The 16,213-nt window shown below is 32.9% G+C and carries 17 protein-coding genes; 9 read left to right on the plus strand and 8 right to left on the minus strand.

From position 1 onward, the window contains the following. Positions 1–10 precede the first annotated feature (10 nt). From GXM21_RS09225 to GXM21_RS09260, 8 genes are all read right to left on the minus strand, one after another. Positions 11–1,252 carry an adenosylhomocysteinase gene (locus tag GXM21_RS09225; RefSeq protein ID WP_008537235.1) on the minus strand — a complete coding sequence of 414 codons (1,242 nt, stop codon included), beginning with the start codon at positions 1,250–1,252 and terminating at the stop codon, positions 11–13. Further along, entirely contained in the window at positions 1,236–2,006 is a 771-nt protein-coding gene (surE, locus tag GXM21_RS09230) for a 5'/3'-nucleotidase SurE (RefSeq protein WP_008537234.1), read from the minus strand. Before surE ends, GXM21_RS09225 begins: the two co-directional genes overlap by 17 nt. A 16-nt stretch (positions 2,007–2,022) precedes the next feature. Then, a complete protein-coding gene (locus GXM21_RS09235; protein ID WP_015563118.1) occupies positions 2,023–2,772 on the minus strand; it encodes a 7-carboxy-7-deazaguanine synthase QueE in 750 nt (249 codons plus the stop codon). Further along, entirely contained in the window at positions 2,765–3,142 is a 378-nt protein-coding gene (queD, locus tag GXM21_RS09240; RefSeq protein ID WP_008537232.1) for a 6-carboxytetrahydropterin synthase QueD, read from the minus strand. Before queD ends, GXM21_RS09235 begins: the two co-directional genes overlap by 8 nt. 138 nt (positions 3,143–3,280) lie before the next feature. Beyond that, positions 3,281–4,510, minus strand: coding sequence for a glycosyltransferase family 2 protein (locus GXM21_RS09245; protein ID WP_008537231.1), 1,230 nt, complete (start codon positions 4,508–4,510; stop codon positions 3,281–3,283). Between the two features lie 25 nt (positions 4,511–4,535). Continuing rightward, the gene (pssA, locus tag GXM21_RS09250) at positions 4,536–5,249 is read right to left on the minus strand and encodes a CDP-diacylglycerol--serine O-phosphatidyltransferase (RefSeq protein WP_008537230.1); all 714 of its coding nucleotides are present in this window, start codon (positions 5,247–5,249) and stop codon (positions 4,536–4,538) included. Then, positions 5,249–5,887, minus strand: coding sequence for a phosphatidylserine decarboxylase family protein (locus GXM21_RS09255; RefSeq protein ID WP_008537228.1), 639 nt, complete (start codon positions 5,885–5,887; stop codon positions 5,249–5,251). The genes pssA and GXM21_RS09255 overlap by 1 nt, the downstream gene beginning before the upstream one ends. 114 nt (positions 5,888–6,001) lie before the next feature. Further along, positions 6,002–6,772 carry a WecB/TagA/CpsF family glycosyltransferase gene (locus GXM21_RS09260; protein ID WP_050900402.1) on the minus strand — a complete coding sequence of 257 codons (771 nt, stop codon included), beginning with the start codon at positions 6,770–6,772 and terminating at the stop codon, positions 6,002–6,004. Positions 6,773–6,975: 203 nt separating this feature from the next. Between GXM21_RS09260 and obgE the strand changes: the two genes are divergently transcribed. From obgE to pgeF, 9 genes are all read left to right on the plus strand, one after another. Continuing rightward, complete coding sequence (gene obgE, locus GXM21_RS09265) at positions 6,976–8,262, plus strand: GTPase ObgE (protein WP_008537225.1); 1,287 nt, start codon at positions 6,976–6,978, stop codon at positions 8,260–8,262. Positions 8,263–8,411: 149 nt separating this feature from the next. Next, on the plus strand, positions 8,412–8,717 hold the full coding sequence (gene yhbY / locus GXM21_RS09270) for a ribosome assembly RNA-binding protein YhbY (RefSeq protein WP_008537224.1): 306 nt from the start codon (positions 8,412–8,414) through the stop codon (positions 8,715–8,717). Positions 8,718–8,763: 46 nt separating this feature from the next. Continuing rightward, positions 8,764–9,894: a glutamate 5-kinase gene (proB, locus tag GXM21_RS09275; RefSeq protein WP_008537223.1), complete on the plus strand. Its 1,131-nt coding sequence runs from the start codon at positions 8,764–8,766 to the stop codon at positions 9,892–9,894. A 17-nt stretch (positions 9,895–9,911) separates the two neighbouring features. Continuing rightward, positions 9,912–11,183 carry a glutamate-5-semialdehyde dehydrogenase gene (locus GXM21_RS09280; RefSeq protein WP_008537222.1) on the plus strand — a complete coding sequence of 424 codons (1,272 nt, stop codon included), beginning with the start codon at positions 9,912–9,914 and terminating at the stop codon, positions 11,181–11,183. Positions 11,184–11,365: 182 nt separating this feature from the next. Next, the gene (gene nadD / locus GXM21_RS09285; RefSeq protein WP_008537220.1) at positions 11,366–11,956 is read left to right on the plus strand and encodes a nicotinate-nucleotide adenylyltransferase; all 591 of its coding nucleotides are present in this window, start codon (positions 11,366–11,368) and stop codon (positions 11,954–11,956) included. Between the two features lie 56 nt (positions 11,957–12,012). Then, entirely contained in the window at positions 12,013–12,966 is a 954-nt protein-coding gene (locus GXM21_RS09290) for a helix-turn-helix domain-containing protein (RefSeq protein WP_008537219.1), read from the plus strand. A 34-nt stretch (positions 12,967–13,000) separates the two neighbouring features. After that, positions 13,001–13,471, plus strand: coding sequence for a transcriptional regulator NrdR (nrdR, locus tag GXM21_RS09295; RefSeq protein WP_008537218.1), 471 nt, complete (start codon positions 13,001–13,003; stop codon positions 13,469–13,471). Between the two features lie 83 nt (positions 13,472–13,554). Next, positions 13,555–15,282, plus strand: a complete 1,728-nt coding sequence (locus GXM21_RS09300) for a TIGR03960 family B12-binding radical SAM protein (RefSeq protein WP_008537217.1) — start codon at positions 13,555–13,557, stop codon at positions 15,280–15,282. Positions 15,283–15,334: 52 nt separating this feature from the next. Beyond that, entirely contained in the window at positions 15,335–16,153 is an 819-nt protein-coding gene (pgeF, locus tag GXM21_RS09305) for a peptidoglycan editing factor PgeF (protein WP_008537216.1), read from the plus strand. Positions 16,154–16,213: the final 60 nt, after the last annotated feature.

Consider the following 16,213-nt stretch of genomic DNA (forward strand, 5'->3'; position numbering starts at 1 on the left):
AACCTCTTAATTATGCTTTTGCTAAATATGCTTTTTGCTCTTCTGTCAATTCATCAAGTTCTACACCAAGAGCTTTTAATTTAATTTGAGCAATTTTTGTATTGATTTCTTCTGGCATTAAATATACTTTATTTTCCATTTCTTGATGATGATTCAAAATATGAAGTGCAGAGAAGAATTGTACACCAAAGGATAAATCCATGATTTCTGCTGGATGTCCATCACCTGCTGCAAGGTTAACTAAACGGCCTTCAGCTAAAAGATATAATTTACGTCCATCTTTTTGTACATATTCTTCAATATTTTTACGAACAGAACGATGAGATACAGAATTTTTGAGTAAATCCACTTTGTTGATTTCCACATCGAAATGTCCAGAATTTGCCATCATTGCGCCATCTTTCATGAGTGCAAAATGTTTTTCATTGATGACATTATCACAGCCTGTGAGAGTCAAGAAGATATCACCAATTTTAGCAGCTTCTCCCATAGGCATTACTCTAAAGCCATCAAATACTGCTTCAATAGCTTTAATTGGGTCAACTTCAGTGATAACTACATTCGCACCAAGACCTTTAGCACGCATAGCTCCACCTTTACCACACCAGCCATAGCCAGCAATTACTACTGTTTTGCCTGCAATTACTAAATTTGTGGTACGCATGATACCATCCCAAGTAGATTGACCTGTACCATAGCGATTATCAAATAAATATTTACAATATGCATCATTTGCTGCAATCATAGGGAATTTTAATTTTCCTTGTTCAGCTAAAGCTTTTAAGCGAATAACACCTGTTGTAGTTTCTTCACTACCGCCAATAATTCTATCAATTAATTCAGGACGTTCATTATGAATACGTGCTACTAAATCGCCACCATCATCAATAATCATATCTGGATTGCAATCTAATGCTTTATCAATGAACATATCATATTCTTCATTTGTGCAATTATACCAAGAATATACTGTTACGCCGTCTTCAACAAGTGCAGCTACGACATCATCTTGTGTAGAAAGTGGGTTACTGCCTGTAGCGATAACTTCTGCTCCTGCATTTTTAAATACTAAAGCTAAATATGCAGTTTTAGCTTCTAAGTGCATAGTAATAACTACTTTTTTACCTGCAAAAGGTTTTGTTTTACTATACTCTTCATCTATAGAACGAAGTACAGGCATAAAGTTTTTTACCCATGCAATTTTATCATGACCTGATGGTGCAAGTTTAATATCTCTAATCATTGATTCCATTAAGAATTCCTCCTAAATTATTTAAAGTTTCTAATTTACTAAAATCAGTACGCTCTATCTGTAAAGGCGTAACTGATATATAACCATTTTTTACAACTTCAATATCTGTAAATTCATCATTGCCTATATCTTTAGCTCGCCCTTGCATTTTATACGCTATAGAGCCATCATCTAAAATCACAGCATCAAATTCATTTTCATAAATACGACGCCCATGTTTAGTAAATACAAATTTTATTTTATTATCTTTCAAGCTTTTAGGGAAGTTTATATTATACATAAATAATTTATCAGTATTATAAAAAAAACTAATCCTATCTGCCATTACTTTTGCAATCGTTGAAAATGATACATTTGATTTACTAGATACAGAAACGGCTATAGAAGATATTTTATGATTATATCCTTCTAAAGCCGCTCCTACTGTTCCCGAATAAAGCACATCTGTTCCTAAATTAGCTCCATTATTTATACCAGAAATTATCAAGTCTGGTTTTTCTTTTAATAAAAATTCCAAAGCTAATTTAGTACAATCTGCTGGTGTTCCTTCCACAGCATAAGCCGTTACGTTTTCCATCTTCATATCCACAGTTTCTACACGCAAAGGAACACCCATAGTCAAAGCCTGCGACATTCCGCTTTGCTCTGTCATCGGTGCTACAATAAAAACTTCATGTTTTAAAGATAATTCTTTAGCTATAGCTTTTAAGCCTTCGGCTTTTATGCCATCATCGTTAACTAATAAAATCTTCATAAAAACCTCATCAATATTATAATTGGTTCATCATTTTATGAGTTTGTGGTATTACTCTAACATTTTTCAATACTTGCATTGCTCTAGTTTGCCATTTGAGCATTTTTTCTGGAGGAGCTTCATGCAATCCTCCTAATGGTGTAATTGGCTGTAAAACTAATAAAATATTTTCATCAATATTTTTTATGATGGATAATGCTTTTTCAAAATCTTCAACTGTAGACTCATTGGAAACTACAATTTTTACATAAACATCTTTTTTACTAGCCAATTTCAAAAATTCTTCATGCTCTTGCCAATAAGCTTTACCAATATCGCTTGGCAATTTCATATCCATACTGATTATATCTATTTCATCAATAACTTGAGCTAATTGTTTAACCAAAGTACCATTTGTTTCCAAAAATAATGGTATAGATAATGGCTTTAGATTTTTAGCTAATTCTAAAATAATCTGTGGATATAATAATGGCTCTCCACCTGTAATACTAATAGAATGATGTGGCTGTTGTAAACGATAATTGATATAAGGCATGATGTCATTTAAATCTAAAGGATTTTTTAATTCTAAATCGCCTTCATATCCTTCACATTTTTCTAAAACACATGGAACTAAATTACTATGTGCCAATTTATCCGTATCACAATAAGGACAATCCATATTGCAACCAATAAGACGAATAAATAATTGCCTGCAACCTACATATTTTCCTTCACCTTGAATAGAAGAAAAAATTTCTGATACTCCTGCTTGCAAATTAAGCATCCTTTCTATATATAACTGCTGCTTTTGGTGATTCCCATACTTTTATATAATTTAATTTACAATTAGTTTTAAATAAATCATTTGCTTCAATTGTTTCATAAATATATTTAGCTAAATGTTCTGCTGTAGGATTTAATTCTTTAAATTGAGGTAATTCATTTAAGTATTGATGATCCATAGCATCTAATACTTCCATTAACATAGATTTTAATACTTTAAAATCTGCAACCATACCAATATTATCTAATTTATCTCCACTGACAGACATCTCTACAGTCCAGCTATGACCGTGTAATCTGTTGCATTTTCCAGGATAATCTACTAAGCGATGAGCTGCTTCAAAAGCTCCATTTACTACTAATTCAAACAAAAAAATTTCCTCCTTAATAATTAATAAAATTAATATAAAAATTATACCATATATTTATCTACTATAAAAATTTTATAATAATTTATTTATATAGCTAAAAAAGAACTATTAGTTTAATCTAATAGTTCTTTTCTTAAATTAACGAGTCAATTCATCATAACTAACTGCACGAGTATGTTTTGTATGTGACCATTCATGTTTATTTCTATCTAAAAATCCTAAAAATACAATTGGGATCCAACTATAAATAAACACTGGATATAAAATTAAGTAAAACCATGCTTTCCATTTAACATGTATCTTTGCCAAAATAATAATAGGTAAAATATATTGCCCCATAGTAATTACAGTTAGCAAACTAGATGGTAAAAATTGATATATATTTGTAAATAATGGATAACCTAATCCCATCTGTACATATGATAAGATGACAAAGAATGTGGAAATCAATAAGAAATGAGGCTGTAATAAATGTAGACAACCATCTAAAATACGAATATCACGACGACGAATACCTTCTTTTAACATCTTCGGAATAAAGCGATGTGCCACGTCAAATTGACCTTGTGCCCAACGTTTACGCTGGTTCCAAGATTGTTTAAAAGTAAGTGGTTTTTCATCATAAACAATCGCATCATGAGCCCATGTTGTTTTTATACCTTCTGCTAAAGATTTCATAGTAAATTCCATATCTTCAACAAGACAAGTAGCACCCCAACCATGTTTTTTCAAAACATCTGTTGTAATACACATACCTGTACCACCAAGTACAGAAGATAAACCAATATTTGTTTTTGCTAAATGCCAAATATGGTCAATAACCCAAAAGGCAATCGCAAAAGTTCCGGAAACCCATGTATCATAAGGATTTTTCGCATCAAGATAACCTTGTACTAATTTATCCCCTTTACATAAGCGATTATTCATTTCTAATAAGAAGCGTTTATCTACTAAATTATCTGCATCAAAGATTGCTACTGCATCATATTTGCGTTTCATTTCAAATAATCTAGCAAACATCCATTCCATTGCAAATCCTTTACCACGTTCTTTATCATTAAAACGTTCATGAACAATAGCTCCGCAATCGCGTGCAATCTGAGCTGTATTATCTGTACAGTTATCAGCAATTACAAAAATATCATATAGTTCTTTTGGATAATCTAACATTTTTAAGTTATCCACTAATTGACCGATTACTGCAGATTCATTATGTGCTGCCACAATTACTGCAAAAGTTTTTTGTGGTGTTAAAATTTTCTTTTCCTTTTTGCGCCACAGACCATTTACACCTATTAAAAAATAATAAACTGTAAATAAGAAAATTATTATCTGAATTGGCACCATAATCCAATCGAGAATATACATTTAAATCCCCTTTTAGCTATTTATTTTAGTTACGACCTAAAGAAAATATAGTATTTAAAATACCTAACAATGCATAAGATATAAAGATATCAAACAAAATTGCATATCCTATAGCATCGCGACCAAAATACAATACACAAATAGCAAAAATAGCTATTATACCTAATGCTACTTTGCTAATTTTTTCGCCTTTGCCCTTAAAATCTGGATATTTAAAAGTACTAACCAATAAATATCCTACAAACATAATTAAAATAGGTAAAAAATATCCCAATGTATCAATTTGCATAGCTGGTGTAATACCTAAATGAGTGGATAATAAAATCCATGTGGCGATTAAACAACCGCCAGCTGGAATAGGTACTCCCATAAAATAGCCATGTATTACGGAAGCATTTACATTAAAACGAGCTAATCGCCACATGCCACACACAGCGTAAAAAATCACAGCTATCCAACCAAAATAACTAAATTCATGCATAACAAAGCTATATGCTAAAAATCCTGGTGCTGCACCAAAGGAAACACAGTCGCATAAAGAGTCCATCTCTTTACCCATTTCACTACTAACACCAAAAAAACGAGCTGTTCTACCATCTAAACCATCAGCTACTAATGCCAATAAGATGAATACAGCACCCCAGAATATATTTCCATTAAATGTGGAAATAATTGAACACATACCAAAAACTAAATTACTAGAAGTAAACAGATTTGGTATGATTACTCTATAATTCATTACTCTTTAATCCTCCCAATAATTGTTTCTCCACCGACAACTTTGTCGCCTTTTTTTACTAATAATTCTACATTTTTTGGTACAACAACTTCTGTGCAAGAACCAAAGCGAATCATACCGTATAATTCACCTTTAGAAAGTCCATCATTTAAAGTAACCCAAGAAACAATTCTGCGAGCTAAAATACCTGCAATTTGCGTTACTGTTATGCGCAAATCCTCATTTTCAATACCTATCATATGACGTTCATTTTCAAAACCTACATCTTTTTTATATGCAGGGTCAAATCTTCCACAACTATATTGCTGACATTTTATTTCGCCTGCAATTGGGCTGCGATTTACATGTACATTAAATACTGATAAGAATATTACTACTTTTCGACCTGGAGCTTTTATAAACTCATCATTATCTACATCTGATACTTCCATCACTGTCCCATCTGCCGGAGATACTAAAATATCTTTTCCTTGTGGAATATTACGACGTGGATTGCGGAAAAAATACGTGAAAAATAACGTTAATATCGCAGGAAAAACAGCAACTACAGGATGCACAAAATAACCCAAAAGAAAGGTAATTACTACACCAATACCAATGAACGGAAACCCTTCTTTAACAATGGGCAATCTTAACACTCCAACCCCTCCTATGAAAAATTACTAAAAACCCTTAAAAACATTATATGCTATCCTAAAATATTTGTCTATCTAGACTATTTATTTTTATATATTTATTTAATTAATTATTTATTATTTTTTAGAAGCTTTTACCGCCATTACAAATCGTGGCAAAGCCATCAATCTGCCTATGCGTTTTGGCTGTAGCATACCCCTAAATAACCATTCTAATTTGGCTTTTTGCATCCAAAGTGGTGCTCTTTTCATAACACCTGCCATAACATCAAATGTACCACCTACGCCTATGCATAGTGGACAATTCAATTCCTGCATATGCGCCTTTAGCCATTTTTCTTGTTTTGGCACGCCCAAAGCTGCCAATAATAAATCTGGCTTAGCTTCTTTTATCTGAGCAATTATTTCAGCCTCATCTTCAGCTGTAAAAAATCCATCTCGTGTTCCTACTATTTGAATACCTAGATAATCTTTTTCTGCTTTTGCTTTTGCTTTTTCTGCTACACCTGGAGCAGAACCAAAGAAAAATATACGTCTTTTTTTCGCAGGAGCATTAGCAAATAAAGCTTGTACTAAATCAAAACCTGCTACCCTCTCTGGCATTTGCACTCCTAAATAATTAGAAGCCCAAACTGTACCTGCACCATCGGGAACTACTAAATCAGCAGTGTTTAAAATTTCTTTCAATTCAGTATCATGTGTTGCTCGCATAATCATCTCTGCATTAGCAGTTGCTATCAAATGCGGTTTTTCACTGTCCATAAAAGCTTCAGCTATTTTCACAGCTTCACCCATGGTCAAAGCTGCGACTCTCACTCCTAATATATCTGCTTTACGAAACTCCAAGAGAAACTCTCCTTTTTTATAACTTTTTATGATAAAGTCCATAATTCACAAATATATATTTTAGCATAAAGAATTATATACATCAATGAAATATCTATCAATTATACTTGCAAAACCTATCCTATTTATATTATACTACAAATTTGCTATACTCTTTACAAATTATTATTTTTTTGGTATGTTTAGTGCCATAGAATATTTTTTGGTAATTTAATATTAATTTTATTTTAATAAGGTAGGAAAAAATGCAATTTATTGACAGAACAAAAATTATTGTAAAAGCAGGCGATGGTGGACACGGAAAATCTGCTTTTCGCCGTGAAAAATTCATACCTAAAGGTGGACCAAGTGGCGGTGATGGCGGTCGTGGTGCTGACGTCATTTTAAAAGTTGACCGCAATATGAATACACTTTTAGATTTCCGTTATCATCGCAAATTCGTTGGTAAAAACGGTGGCAATGGTGATATAAAAAATCAATATGGTAAAAATGCACCTCAATGCATTATCAAAGTGCCAGCTGGTACTTTAGTCAAAGATGCTGAAACAGGTGAAGTTTTAGCTGACCTCGTAAATGAAGGTGATGAAGCAATCGTTGCTAAAGGCGGTCGCGGTGGTCGTGGAAATGCTAAATTCGCCACTAGTGCTAATCGTGCTCCTACATTTGCTGAACTCGGTGAACCTGGTGAAGGTAGAACACTTCTTTTAGAATTAAAATTATTAGCTGATGTTGGCTTAGTAGGCTATCCAAGTGTTGGTAAATCTAGTATCATCGCAAGTGTATCAGCAGCTCGCCCTGAAATTGCTGATTATCACTTCACTACTATAACTCCAGTTTTAGGTGTAGTAAGTCTTGGAGATGCTCAAAACTTTGTCATGGCTGATATTCCAGGTCTTATCGAAGGAGCTTCTGAAGGCGTTGGTCTTGGTCATGATTTCTTACGTCATATTGAACGCACAAAAGTTATCATTCACGTTTTAGATGCTTCTGGCATTGAAGGACGCGACCCTGTAGAAGACTTCTACAAAATAAATAAAGAATTATCTTTATACAGCCCAAAACTTGCTAAACGCAGTCAAGTAATCGCAGCTAATAAACTTGATTTACCACAAGCTAGTGAAAACTTAGCTCGAATTCAAGAAATGGCTGAAAAAGAAGGCTTAAAAGTTTTCCCTGTATCTGCAGCAACTAAAGAAGGTCTTCAAGATTTAATGCGTTATGTATATCAAATGCTTCAAGATTATGTTGAAGAAGTAGATGAAGAAGATAATGCAGAAAAAATTTACAATGCTCAAGAAGATGACGCTGATGATATCACTATCAAACGTGATATGACAGGTCAAGGCTTTATCGTTTCTGGTAAATCTTTAGAAAAACTCGTTGCCATGACTAACTTTGGCAATGATGAAGCAATTCGTCGTTTCCAATATATTTGGAGATTAAAAGGTATCGATGAAAAACTTCGCGCTAAAGGTATTAAAGAAGGCGATACTGTATATATCGGTGAAATGGAATTTGAATATAGACAATAATATATAGCTATTGTTTTAATTTAAATTTCTAAGTTAGCAAATCACATAAAGAATTTTTATTTTAGTGGGTATTTTAATTAGGTAAAAACTTAATTATACCCACTAAAAAATTATTTAATTTTAAAACTTATTTATAGGAGGATTTTTCATTGATAAAAAACACACTCACAGGTAAACAAAAAAGATTTTTACGCTCTTTAGGTATGACATTAGAGCCAATCGTTCCAATCGGCAAAGAAGGCATCACTCCTGCTGTTGTAAACAGTGCTGATGAAGCTATTGAAAAACGTGAACTCATCAAGGTTCGTGTTCTTCAAAACTGCCCAGAAGATATTGAAGTTGCTATCACTACTTTAGCAGAACGCACTAATTGTGATTTAGTTCAAGTCATTGGTCGTAACGGTCTTTTATGGCGTCGCAATTTCAAAAAACCAAAAATCGAACTTCCTAAATAATATAATTTAACAAATAAAAATATAAATAATGAAATGAGTAAAGATTATGTTACCTCGTCAAGAATTAACTAAAGCCAAACGTATTGTAATCAAAGTCGGCACTAGTACTTTAAATTATGATACAGGAAAATTAAATATCTCAAGAATAGAACATCTAGTACGTGAACTTTCCGATTTAGCTAATCAAGGAAAAGAAATAATTCTCGTTTCTTCAGGAGCTGTAGGTGCAGGTCTTGAACGTATGAAGAAAAATACTCGACCAGCAAGTATTCCCGAAAAACAAGCAATGGCTGCTGTAGGTCAAGGAATATTGATGCATATATATGAAAAATTATTTGCAGAATATGACCAAATAGTAGCTCAAGTTTTATTGACTAAAGAAAATTCTCGTCAATATTCTCAATATATAAATTCACGCAACGCTTTGATGGCTTTATTATCCATGGGGGTAATTCCTATCATCAATGAAAATGATGCTGTTGCCGTTGATGAATTAAAAATTGGCGATAATGACACTTTATCTGCAACTGTTGCAACTTTAGTAGATGCTGACGCTTTAATAATTTTATCCGATATTGATGGATTATATACTGCTAATCCAAGCAAAGATAAAAACGCAAAACTTCTCCATGAAGTACCACATATCACTCCTGAAATTGAAAATATGGCTGGTGGTGCTGGTACATCTATGGGAACAGGCGGAATGAGTACTAAAATCAAAGCAGCTAAAATAGCTATTAATTCCGGCTGTACAATGGTCATCGCCTCAGGTTCAGAACATGATGTTTTACGTCGTTTATTAAAAGGTGAAGAGCTAGGCACTATCTTCCCTGCTAAAGAAACTCATCTTAAACAACGCAAATCTTGGCTTGCTTTTGGCAAACAAATAGCTGGCGATATCATTGTCGACAAAGGCTGTGAAAAAGCTGTGCTTTCTGGTTCTAGTTTACTAGCTGTAGGCATTTTAGCTATAGCAGGTGAATTTAAACAGGGAAATACTGTACGTATTTTATCTCAATCTGGTCGTGAAATTGCTCGTGGCAGTGTAAATTATAGTTCTCAAACATTACAAAAATTAAAAGGTTTACACTCCGACGAATTTAAAAATATTTTATTGGACAATTCACCAATATTTGATGAAGCTGTTCATCGTGATAATATGGTTATTATGGTCTAATTAAAAAAGGTGATTATATGAGTTCAAATGTACAAATAGATATAAAAGAAATCATTACTAATCAAGCAATGATGGCCAAAAAAGCCTCTCAAAAATTGGCTACATTATCTTCATTAGAAAAAAATAAAGCTTTACTTACTATGGCACATGCTTTAGAAGTAAAAACTCCAATTATTTTAGAAGAAAATAATATTGATATGGAAAATGGTCGCCAAAAAGGCTTATCTGCTTCTTTGCTAGATAGATTGCTTTTGACTACAGAACGAATTGCTCAAATGGCTGATGGTCTTCGTCAAATTGCTAATTTAAACGACCCTGTTGGTAATGGCATCATGTCTTGCCGTCGTCCTAATGGCTTAGATATTCGCTGTATTCGTGTACCACTTGGTCTTGTTGGCATAGTTTATGAAGCTCGTCCAAATGTTACAGCTGATGCCATAGGTCTTTGCTTAAAATCTGGTAATGCTGTGATTTTACGTGGCGGTTCAGAAGCTATTCATTCAAATAAAATCTTAGCTTCCATCTTAGCTGAAGCTGCTTATAGCGCAGGTATTCCTCATGGAGCTATTCAATTTGTCAGCATAACAGAACATGAGGCTGTAGATGTGATGATGCGTTTAAATAAGTATGTTGATGTAATCATTCCACGCGGTGGCGCTGGTTTAATAAAACGTGTAGTTGAAAATAGTTCTGTTCCTGTAATTGAAACTGGCGTAGGTATTTGTCATGTATTTGTTGATGAATTTGCTGATTTAGAATTAGCTACAAAAATCATTCTCAATGCTAAGACTTCTCGTCCTGCAGTCTGCAACGCTATAGAAACAGTTTTAATTGACCAAAAAATTGCCAACGAATATCTTCCTATGATTTGTCAAAAATTATCAGAGGCTAAAGTTGAAATTCGTGGCTGTGAAAAATGTTTGGCTATTTGCCCTGAATTAAAAACTGCTACCAAAGAAGATTGGTCTACTGAATATGGAGATTTAATTATTTCTATAAAAATAGTTGAAAATATTGATGAGGCTATTTCTCATATCAATACTTATGGCAGTGGTCATTCTGAAGCCATCATCACAACTAATTATAATAACGCTTTGAAATTCCAAAAATTAGTAGATGCTTCTGCTGTATATGTAAATGCTTCTACACGTTTCACTGATGGAAATGAATTTGGTTTTGGTGCAGAAATCGGCATTAGTACACAAAAACTCCATGCACGTGGGCCAATGGGACTAGAAGCTTTAACTACCATGAAATATTTAATTTATGGTGAAGGTCAAATTCGTTAATGTTTAAATATTTATCTAATTGTCTAAAATTATTAAAACAATATTATTCCACTCCAAAAGGTCATCATGATATTTTAGATTATAGTCGTGCTTTTTTCTTATTTATATTTTTATCTATAATTTTTTCCCTTATTTTAATATATATTTTCTATTAAAACTATTAAAGTTTGGAGATATTTATCATGAAAAAAATAGGTATTATGGGTGGTACATTCGACCCAATTCACGTCGGACATTTAATGATAGCGGAAGCTGTTTGGGATGAATTTAAACTAGATAAAGTTATCTTCATTCCTTCAGCTAATCCCCCTCATAAACACAGTGTAATGACCTCGGCTAAACATCGTTTTAATATGACATTACTTGCAACTTGCTCCAATCCTCATTTTGAAGTATCTTCTATTGAGATGGAACGTTCTGGTCCATCATATACCATAGATACGATAAAAGCACTTAAAACTATCTATGGTGAAGATACTGATTTTTATTTTATTATCGGTGCTGATTGTATCAATGATTTACCTACATGGCATAAAATTGATGAACTGCTTGCAAGTTGCAAATTCATTGCTACAAAACGACCAAGCTATACTTTAGATTTAACTACCATTCAACAACATTTTAAAAATTTCAATATAACACTTCTAGAGACACCTGAACTTGAAATATCTTCTACAGATATTAGACAACGTATAAAAAAAGGATATTCTATACAATATATAACTACAGAACAAGTTCAGCAATATATTCGTAAAGAAGAACTTTATTTATAAACAAGCTTATTGTATAATGTTTATAATTAAATTACACTTAGAGAAGGAGAACCATGATGTTAGGTGATTTATTACGTGAAACACGTGAACAAAAGAAATTATCATTAGAAGATGTAGAACAAGGTACTAATATACGTAAATTATATATAAAATCCATTGAAGATGGTGATTATGATAAACTTCCTGGCGAAGTATTTTTAAAAGGTTTTATCAAAACATATGGTAAATTTTTAGGTTTAAACAGCCTAGAACTTATTGAGCAATACAAAAAAGAAAAAAATGCGTCTGCCTCTGAAAAAGAAGTAGAACCAACTAATCAAGTTCAAAAACAACCTGTTTCTCCTGCTCAACCTCCAAAAGTTGAAGAAAAAATAACTGAAAAAACTGCTGAACCAACTAAAGAAAAAAACATTCCTAAAATAGACTCTTTTGCTAGCAATCAAGCATATTTGCAACCAACTAAATCCAATAGCAAAAAAAATATTTTTCTCGTTATTATCATCTTAATTGTTATAATCGGCGGTGCAGTATTCTTTTTATCTAGCCAAGATACTTCTGATACTAAAGCTCCTGTACATACTACACAGCAGGAATCTACACAACAACCAGAGCAACAAGCTCAACAACCTGCTTCAGCTCCAGTTGTAAATGGAGCTGAAGTAACAGCTGTATTTAATGAAGATTGTTGGACTGAAGTAAAAGTTGATGGTAACGTTGTTCTTTCTGAAACTGTAAAAAAAGGTAGCAATTTAAATTGGAAAGGTAATAATCAAATAGATATTACTGTAGGTAATGCTGGTGCTATTGATATTACATTCAACAATCAACCAGTTGGCAAATTAGGTGATATCGGTGCTGTTGTAACTAAGTCCTTCGTTGCTCCAAATGCACAAAATGCTCAAAATCAGCAACCAGCTACAGCTCAACCACAAAATCCAGCTCCTGCTAATAATGCACAAAACGCACCTGCTGCCAATGCTCAAAATGCTACTCAGCAACAAGCAAAATAATTAAAAAATTACAGACTTACTTAGAGGTGATATTATGAAATGCCCATTCTGTGCAGCTCCCGACAGCCGTGTAGTAGATTCCCGTACTACTGATGATGGTAATTCTATAAGACGACGCCGCGAATGTACAGTTTGCGGGAAAAGATTTACCACTTATGAAACTGTGGAAAAAGTACCTTTAATGGTCATAAAAAATGATGGTAGTCGTGCTGTATTCGCTAAAGAAAAAATTCTCCAAGGTATTATTCGCTCTTGTTATAAACGAGATATACCTACTGAAAAAATCATCAAATTAGCTGATGATATTGAACGCGAAATCTGCAATACGATGAAACATGAAATTCCCAGCAAGATTATTGGTGAAATCGTCATGAAACATCTCAAGACTTTCGATAAAGTTGCCTATATTCGTTTTGCTTCTGTTTATCGTAAATTCTCAGATATCGATAATTTCAAGCAAGAATTAGAAAATCTTAATTCTATGAATAAAGATAAACTAAAATAAATTTATTCAAGCTCACTTTTGTGAGCTTTTTTCTTATTTATTATCATAAATTTAACTATAAAATAAAGGAGAATACGCCCACTTTGAATTGGAAATTAAAACAACAATTACAAGAAATGCTCAAACAAGAACAAGGATATAAAATCTTTCCTGGTGGCTTTCGCAAACGATTTGCCCTAGCTTATCCAAATTCTTATTTTGTTGGTATGTCTAATCTAGGTTTTCATATAATTTATGACCAAATAAACAACCGCAATGACAGTGCTTGTGAACGTTTCTTTTTGCCTGATAAAAATTTAATAGATGATTATACACGCACTCATACTCCGCTTATGAGTATGGAAACACAAACACCACTCCATGATTTTGCTTTAATTGGCTTTGCTATTTCTTTTGAAATGGACTATTTCAATATTTTACAAATGCTCTCTTTAGGTAAAGTAAAATTATTAGCTAACGAACGCACAGAAAAAGACCCAATTGTCATCGCTGGTGGTCCTTGTGCTACATTTAATCCTGAACCACTCTCATTATTTATTGATGCTTTCATCATTGGCGAAGGAGAAGAAACTATCAATAATTTCTTAGATGTATATAATGATCCATCTAATGAAAATTTATCCCGCAAAGAATTATTATTTAAACTTGCTCAAGTGCCAGGTGTCTATGTACCTTGTTTTTATGACCATATATATGATGAAAATAATAAACTTTCCGCCATCAAAACAAATGATACGGTTCCTCAAAAAGTCTCTCGTCAATGGATAAGAGATTTAGATGCTTATGATGGTAAAACTGTCATCACCACAGAAAATACGGAATTCAACTTATTTCTAATCGAAACATCTCGTGGCTGTGGTCGTCATTGTCGTTTTTGCATGGCAGGATATTGCTTTAGAAAACCTCGCCATCGCAGTTTAGATAAATTATTATCATATTTACCACAGGCAAAAAATCTGAATAAAAAAGTAGGTCTAATGGGTCCTGCAATATCTGATTATCCGCAAATCAATGAACTTTGCTCACATATTCGCAACCAAAATATGCCTATGTCTGTCGCTTCTTTTCGTGCTGACTCTGTAACACAAGAATTAGTAAATGCCCTTGCTCAAAGTGGACAAAGAACATTGACTCTAGCACCTGAAGCAGGCAGTGAAAAAATCCGCCATATCATCAACAAAGGCATCGAAGAAGAACATCTCTTTAAATCCATCTCTATGGGTATAAATGCTGGTGTTAAAAATTACCGTTTATATATCATGGTAGGTCTTCCTAATGAAGATGAAAATGATATCAAAGCCATTGTCGATATGACCATTTGCTTAAAACAATATATGGAAAAACTTGGTTCTAAGGGCACTTTAACCTTGAGTATCAATCCATTTATCGCTAAACCATGCACACCATTTCAATGGAGTGCTATGGCAGATTTAAAACAAACGGAAAAATATTTTAAATATATAAAATCAGAACTAAAAAAATATAAAAATATCGAAGTTCAATTTGAATCTACCAGAGAATCATTTATCCAAGGCATATTAGCTAGAGGAGATAGAAAAATTTCTCAAGTAATTTATGAAGCTCATTTAAATGGCGGTAGCAAAGCATTTAAACGTGCCTTAAAAACTTTCAAAATCAATGCTGATGATTATTTATATCGCAATTTTGATAAAGAAGAATTACTTCCTTGGGATAGCTTAGATATGGGATTTACTAAAGATTATTTATGGAAAGAATTGCAAACAGCACTTCAAGAAAAACACACTATACAATGCTTTGATGGTTGCAAGCGCTGTGGTGTCTGCAAATAATCCATATCTATTATCTTTTATCCTTTATATGTATATTTAGGAGTTGATATTTTTGTTCAAATTAATTCACGCTCAAAATAATTTATGGTATGGACAATTTTCCATTTTCCCTCAAGATAAAGTAATTCATGCCATATCTACTAGATTTAATGGTCATAGTAAAACACCATTTGATGGCTTAAATTTAGCTCTTCATGTAAATGATAATCCAGATGATGTCATCGCCAATCGCCAATTATTTTGTGAAGGTTTAAATTTAGATAGTCATAAAATGACTACTTGTAAGCAAGTTCATGGCAATAAAGTAGCTTGTATTACTGAAGAAAATATCGGCAGTGGTGCTATTTCTTTTGCAAATTCCATCGACGATACAGATGCTCTAATCACCAATCTAAAAAATGTACCACTCACTTTGTTTTTTGCAGATTGCACACCTATTATGATTTATGACCCTAAAAACAATGCTATTGGCGTAGCTCATGGTGGTTGGCGTGGCACTGTAGGCGAAATTGCCAAACATACAGTAGCAGAAATGACTAAACATTATCACACAAATCCTAGTGATTGCCTAGCTTCCATAGGTCCATCTATTGGAGCATGTTGTTATGAAATAGGTGATGAGGTAGTTGCAAAATTTAATGAAGTCTTCCAAAATGATAGCGATAAAATCTTGCATTTTAATCAAGATAGTAAAAAATATCATTTAGACCTTTGGCAAGCAAATGCTATTATCTTACAAAAAGCAGGAGTTTTAGCTGATAATATTGATATGGCTAATACTTGCACTGCTTGTAACAAAGATGTATTTTTCTCTTATCGCGCAGATAATGGCAAAACAGGTAGAATAGCTTCCATTATTTCACTTAGATAAATAATTTTACCTAAACTATGGATAATTTTCATAAATTATTATATTATTAAATAGATTATA

Source organism: Megamonas funiformis (assembly GCF_010669225.1).
GTDB lineage: Bacteria > Bacillota > Negativicutes > Selenomonadales > Selenomonadaceae > Megamonas > Megamonas funiformis.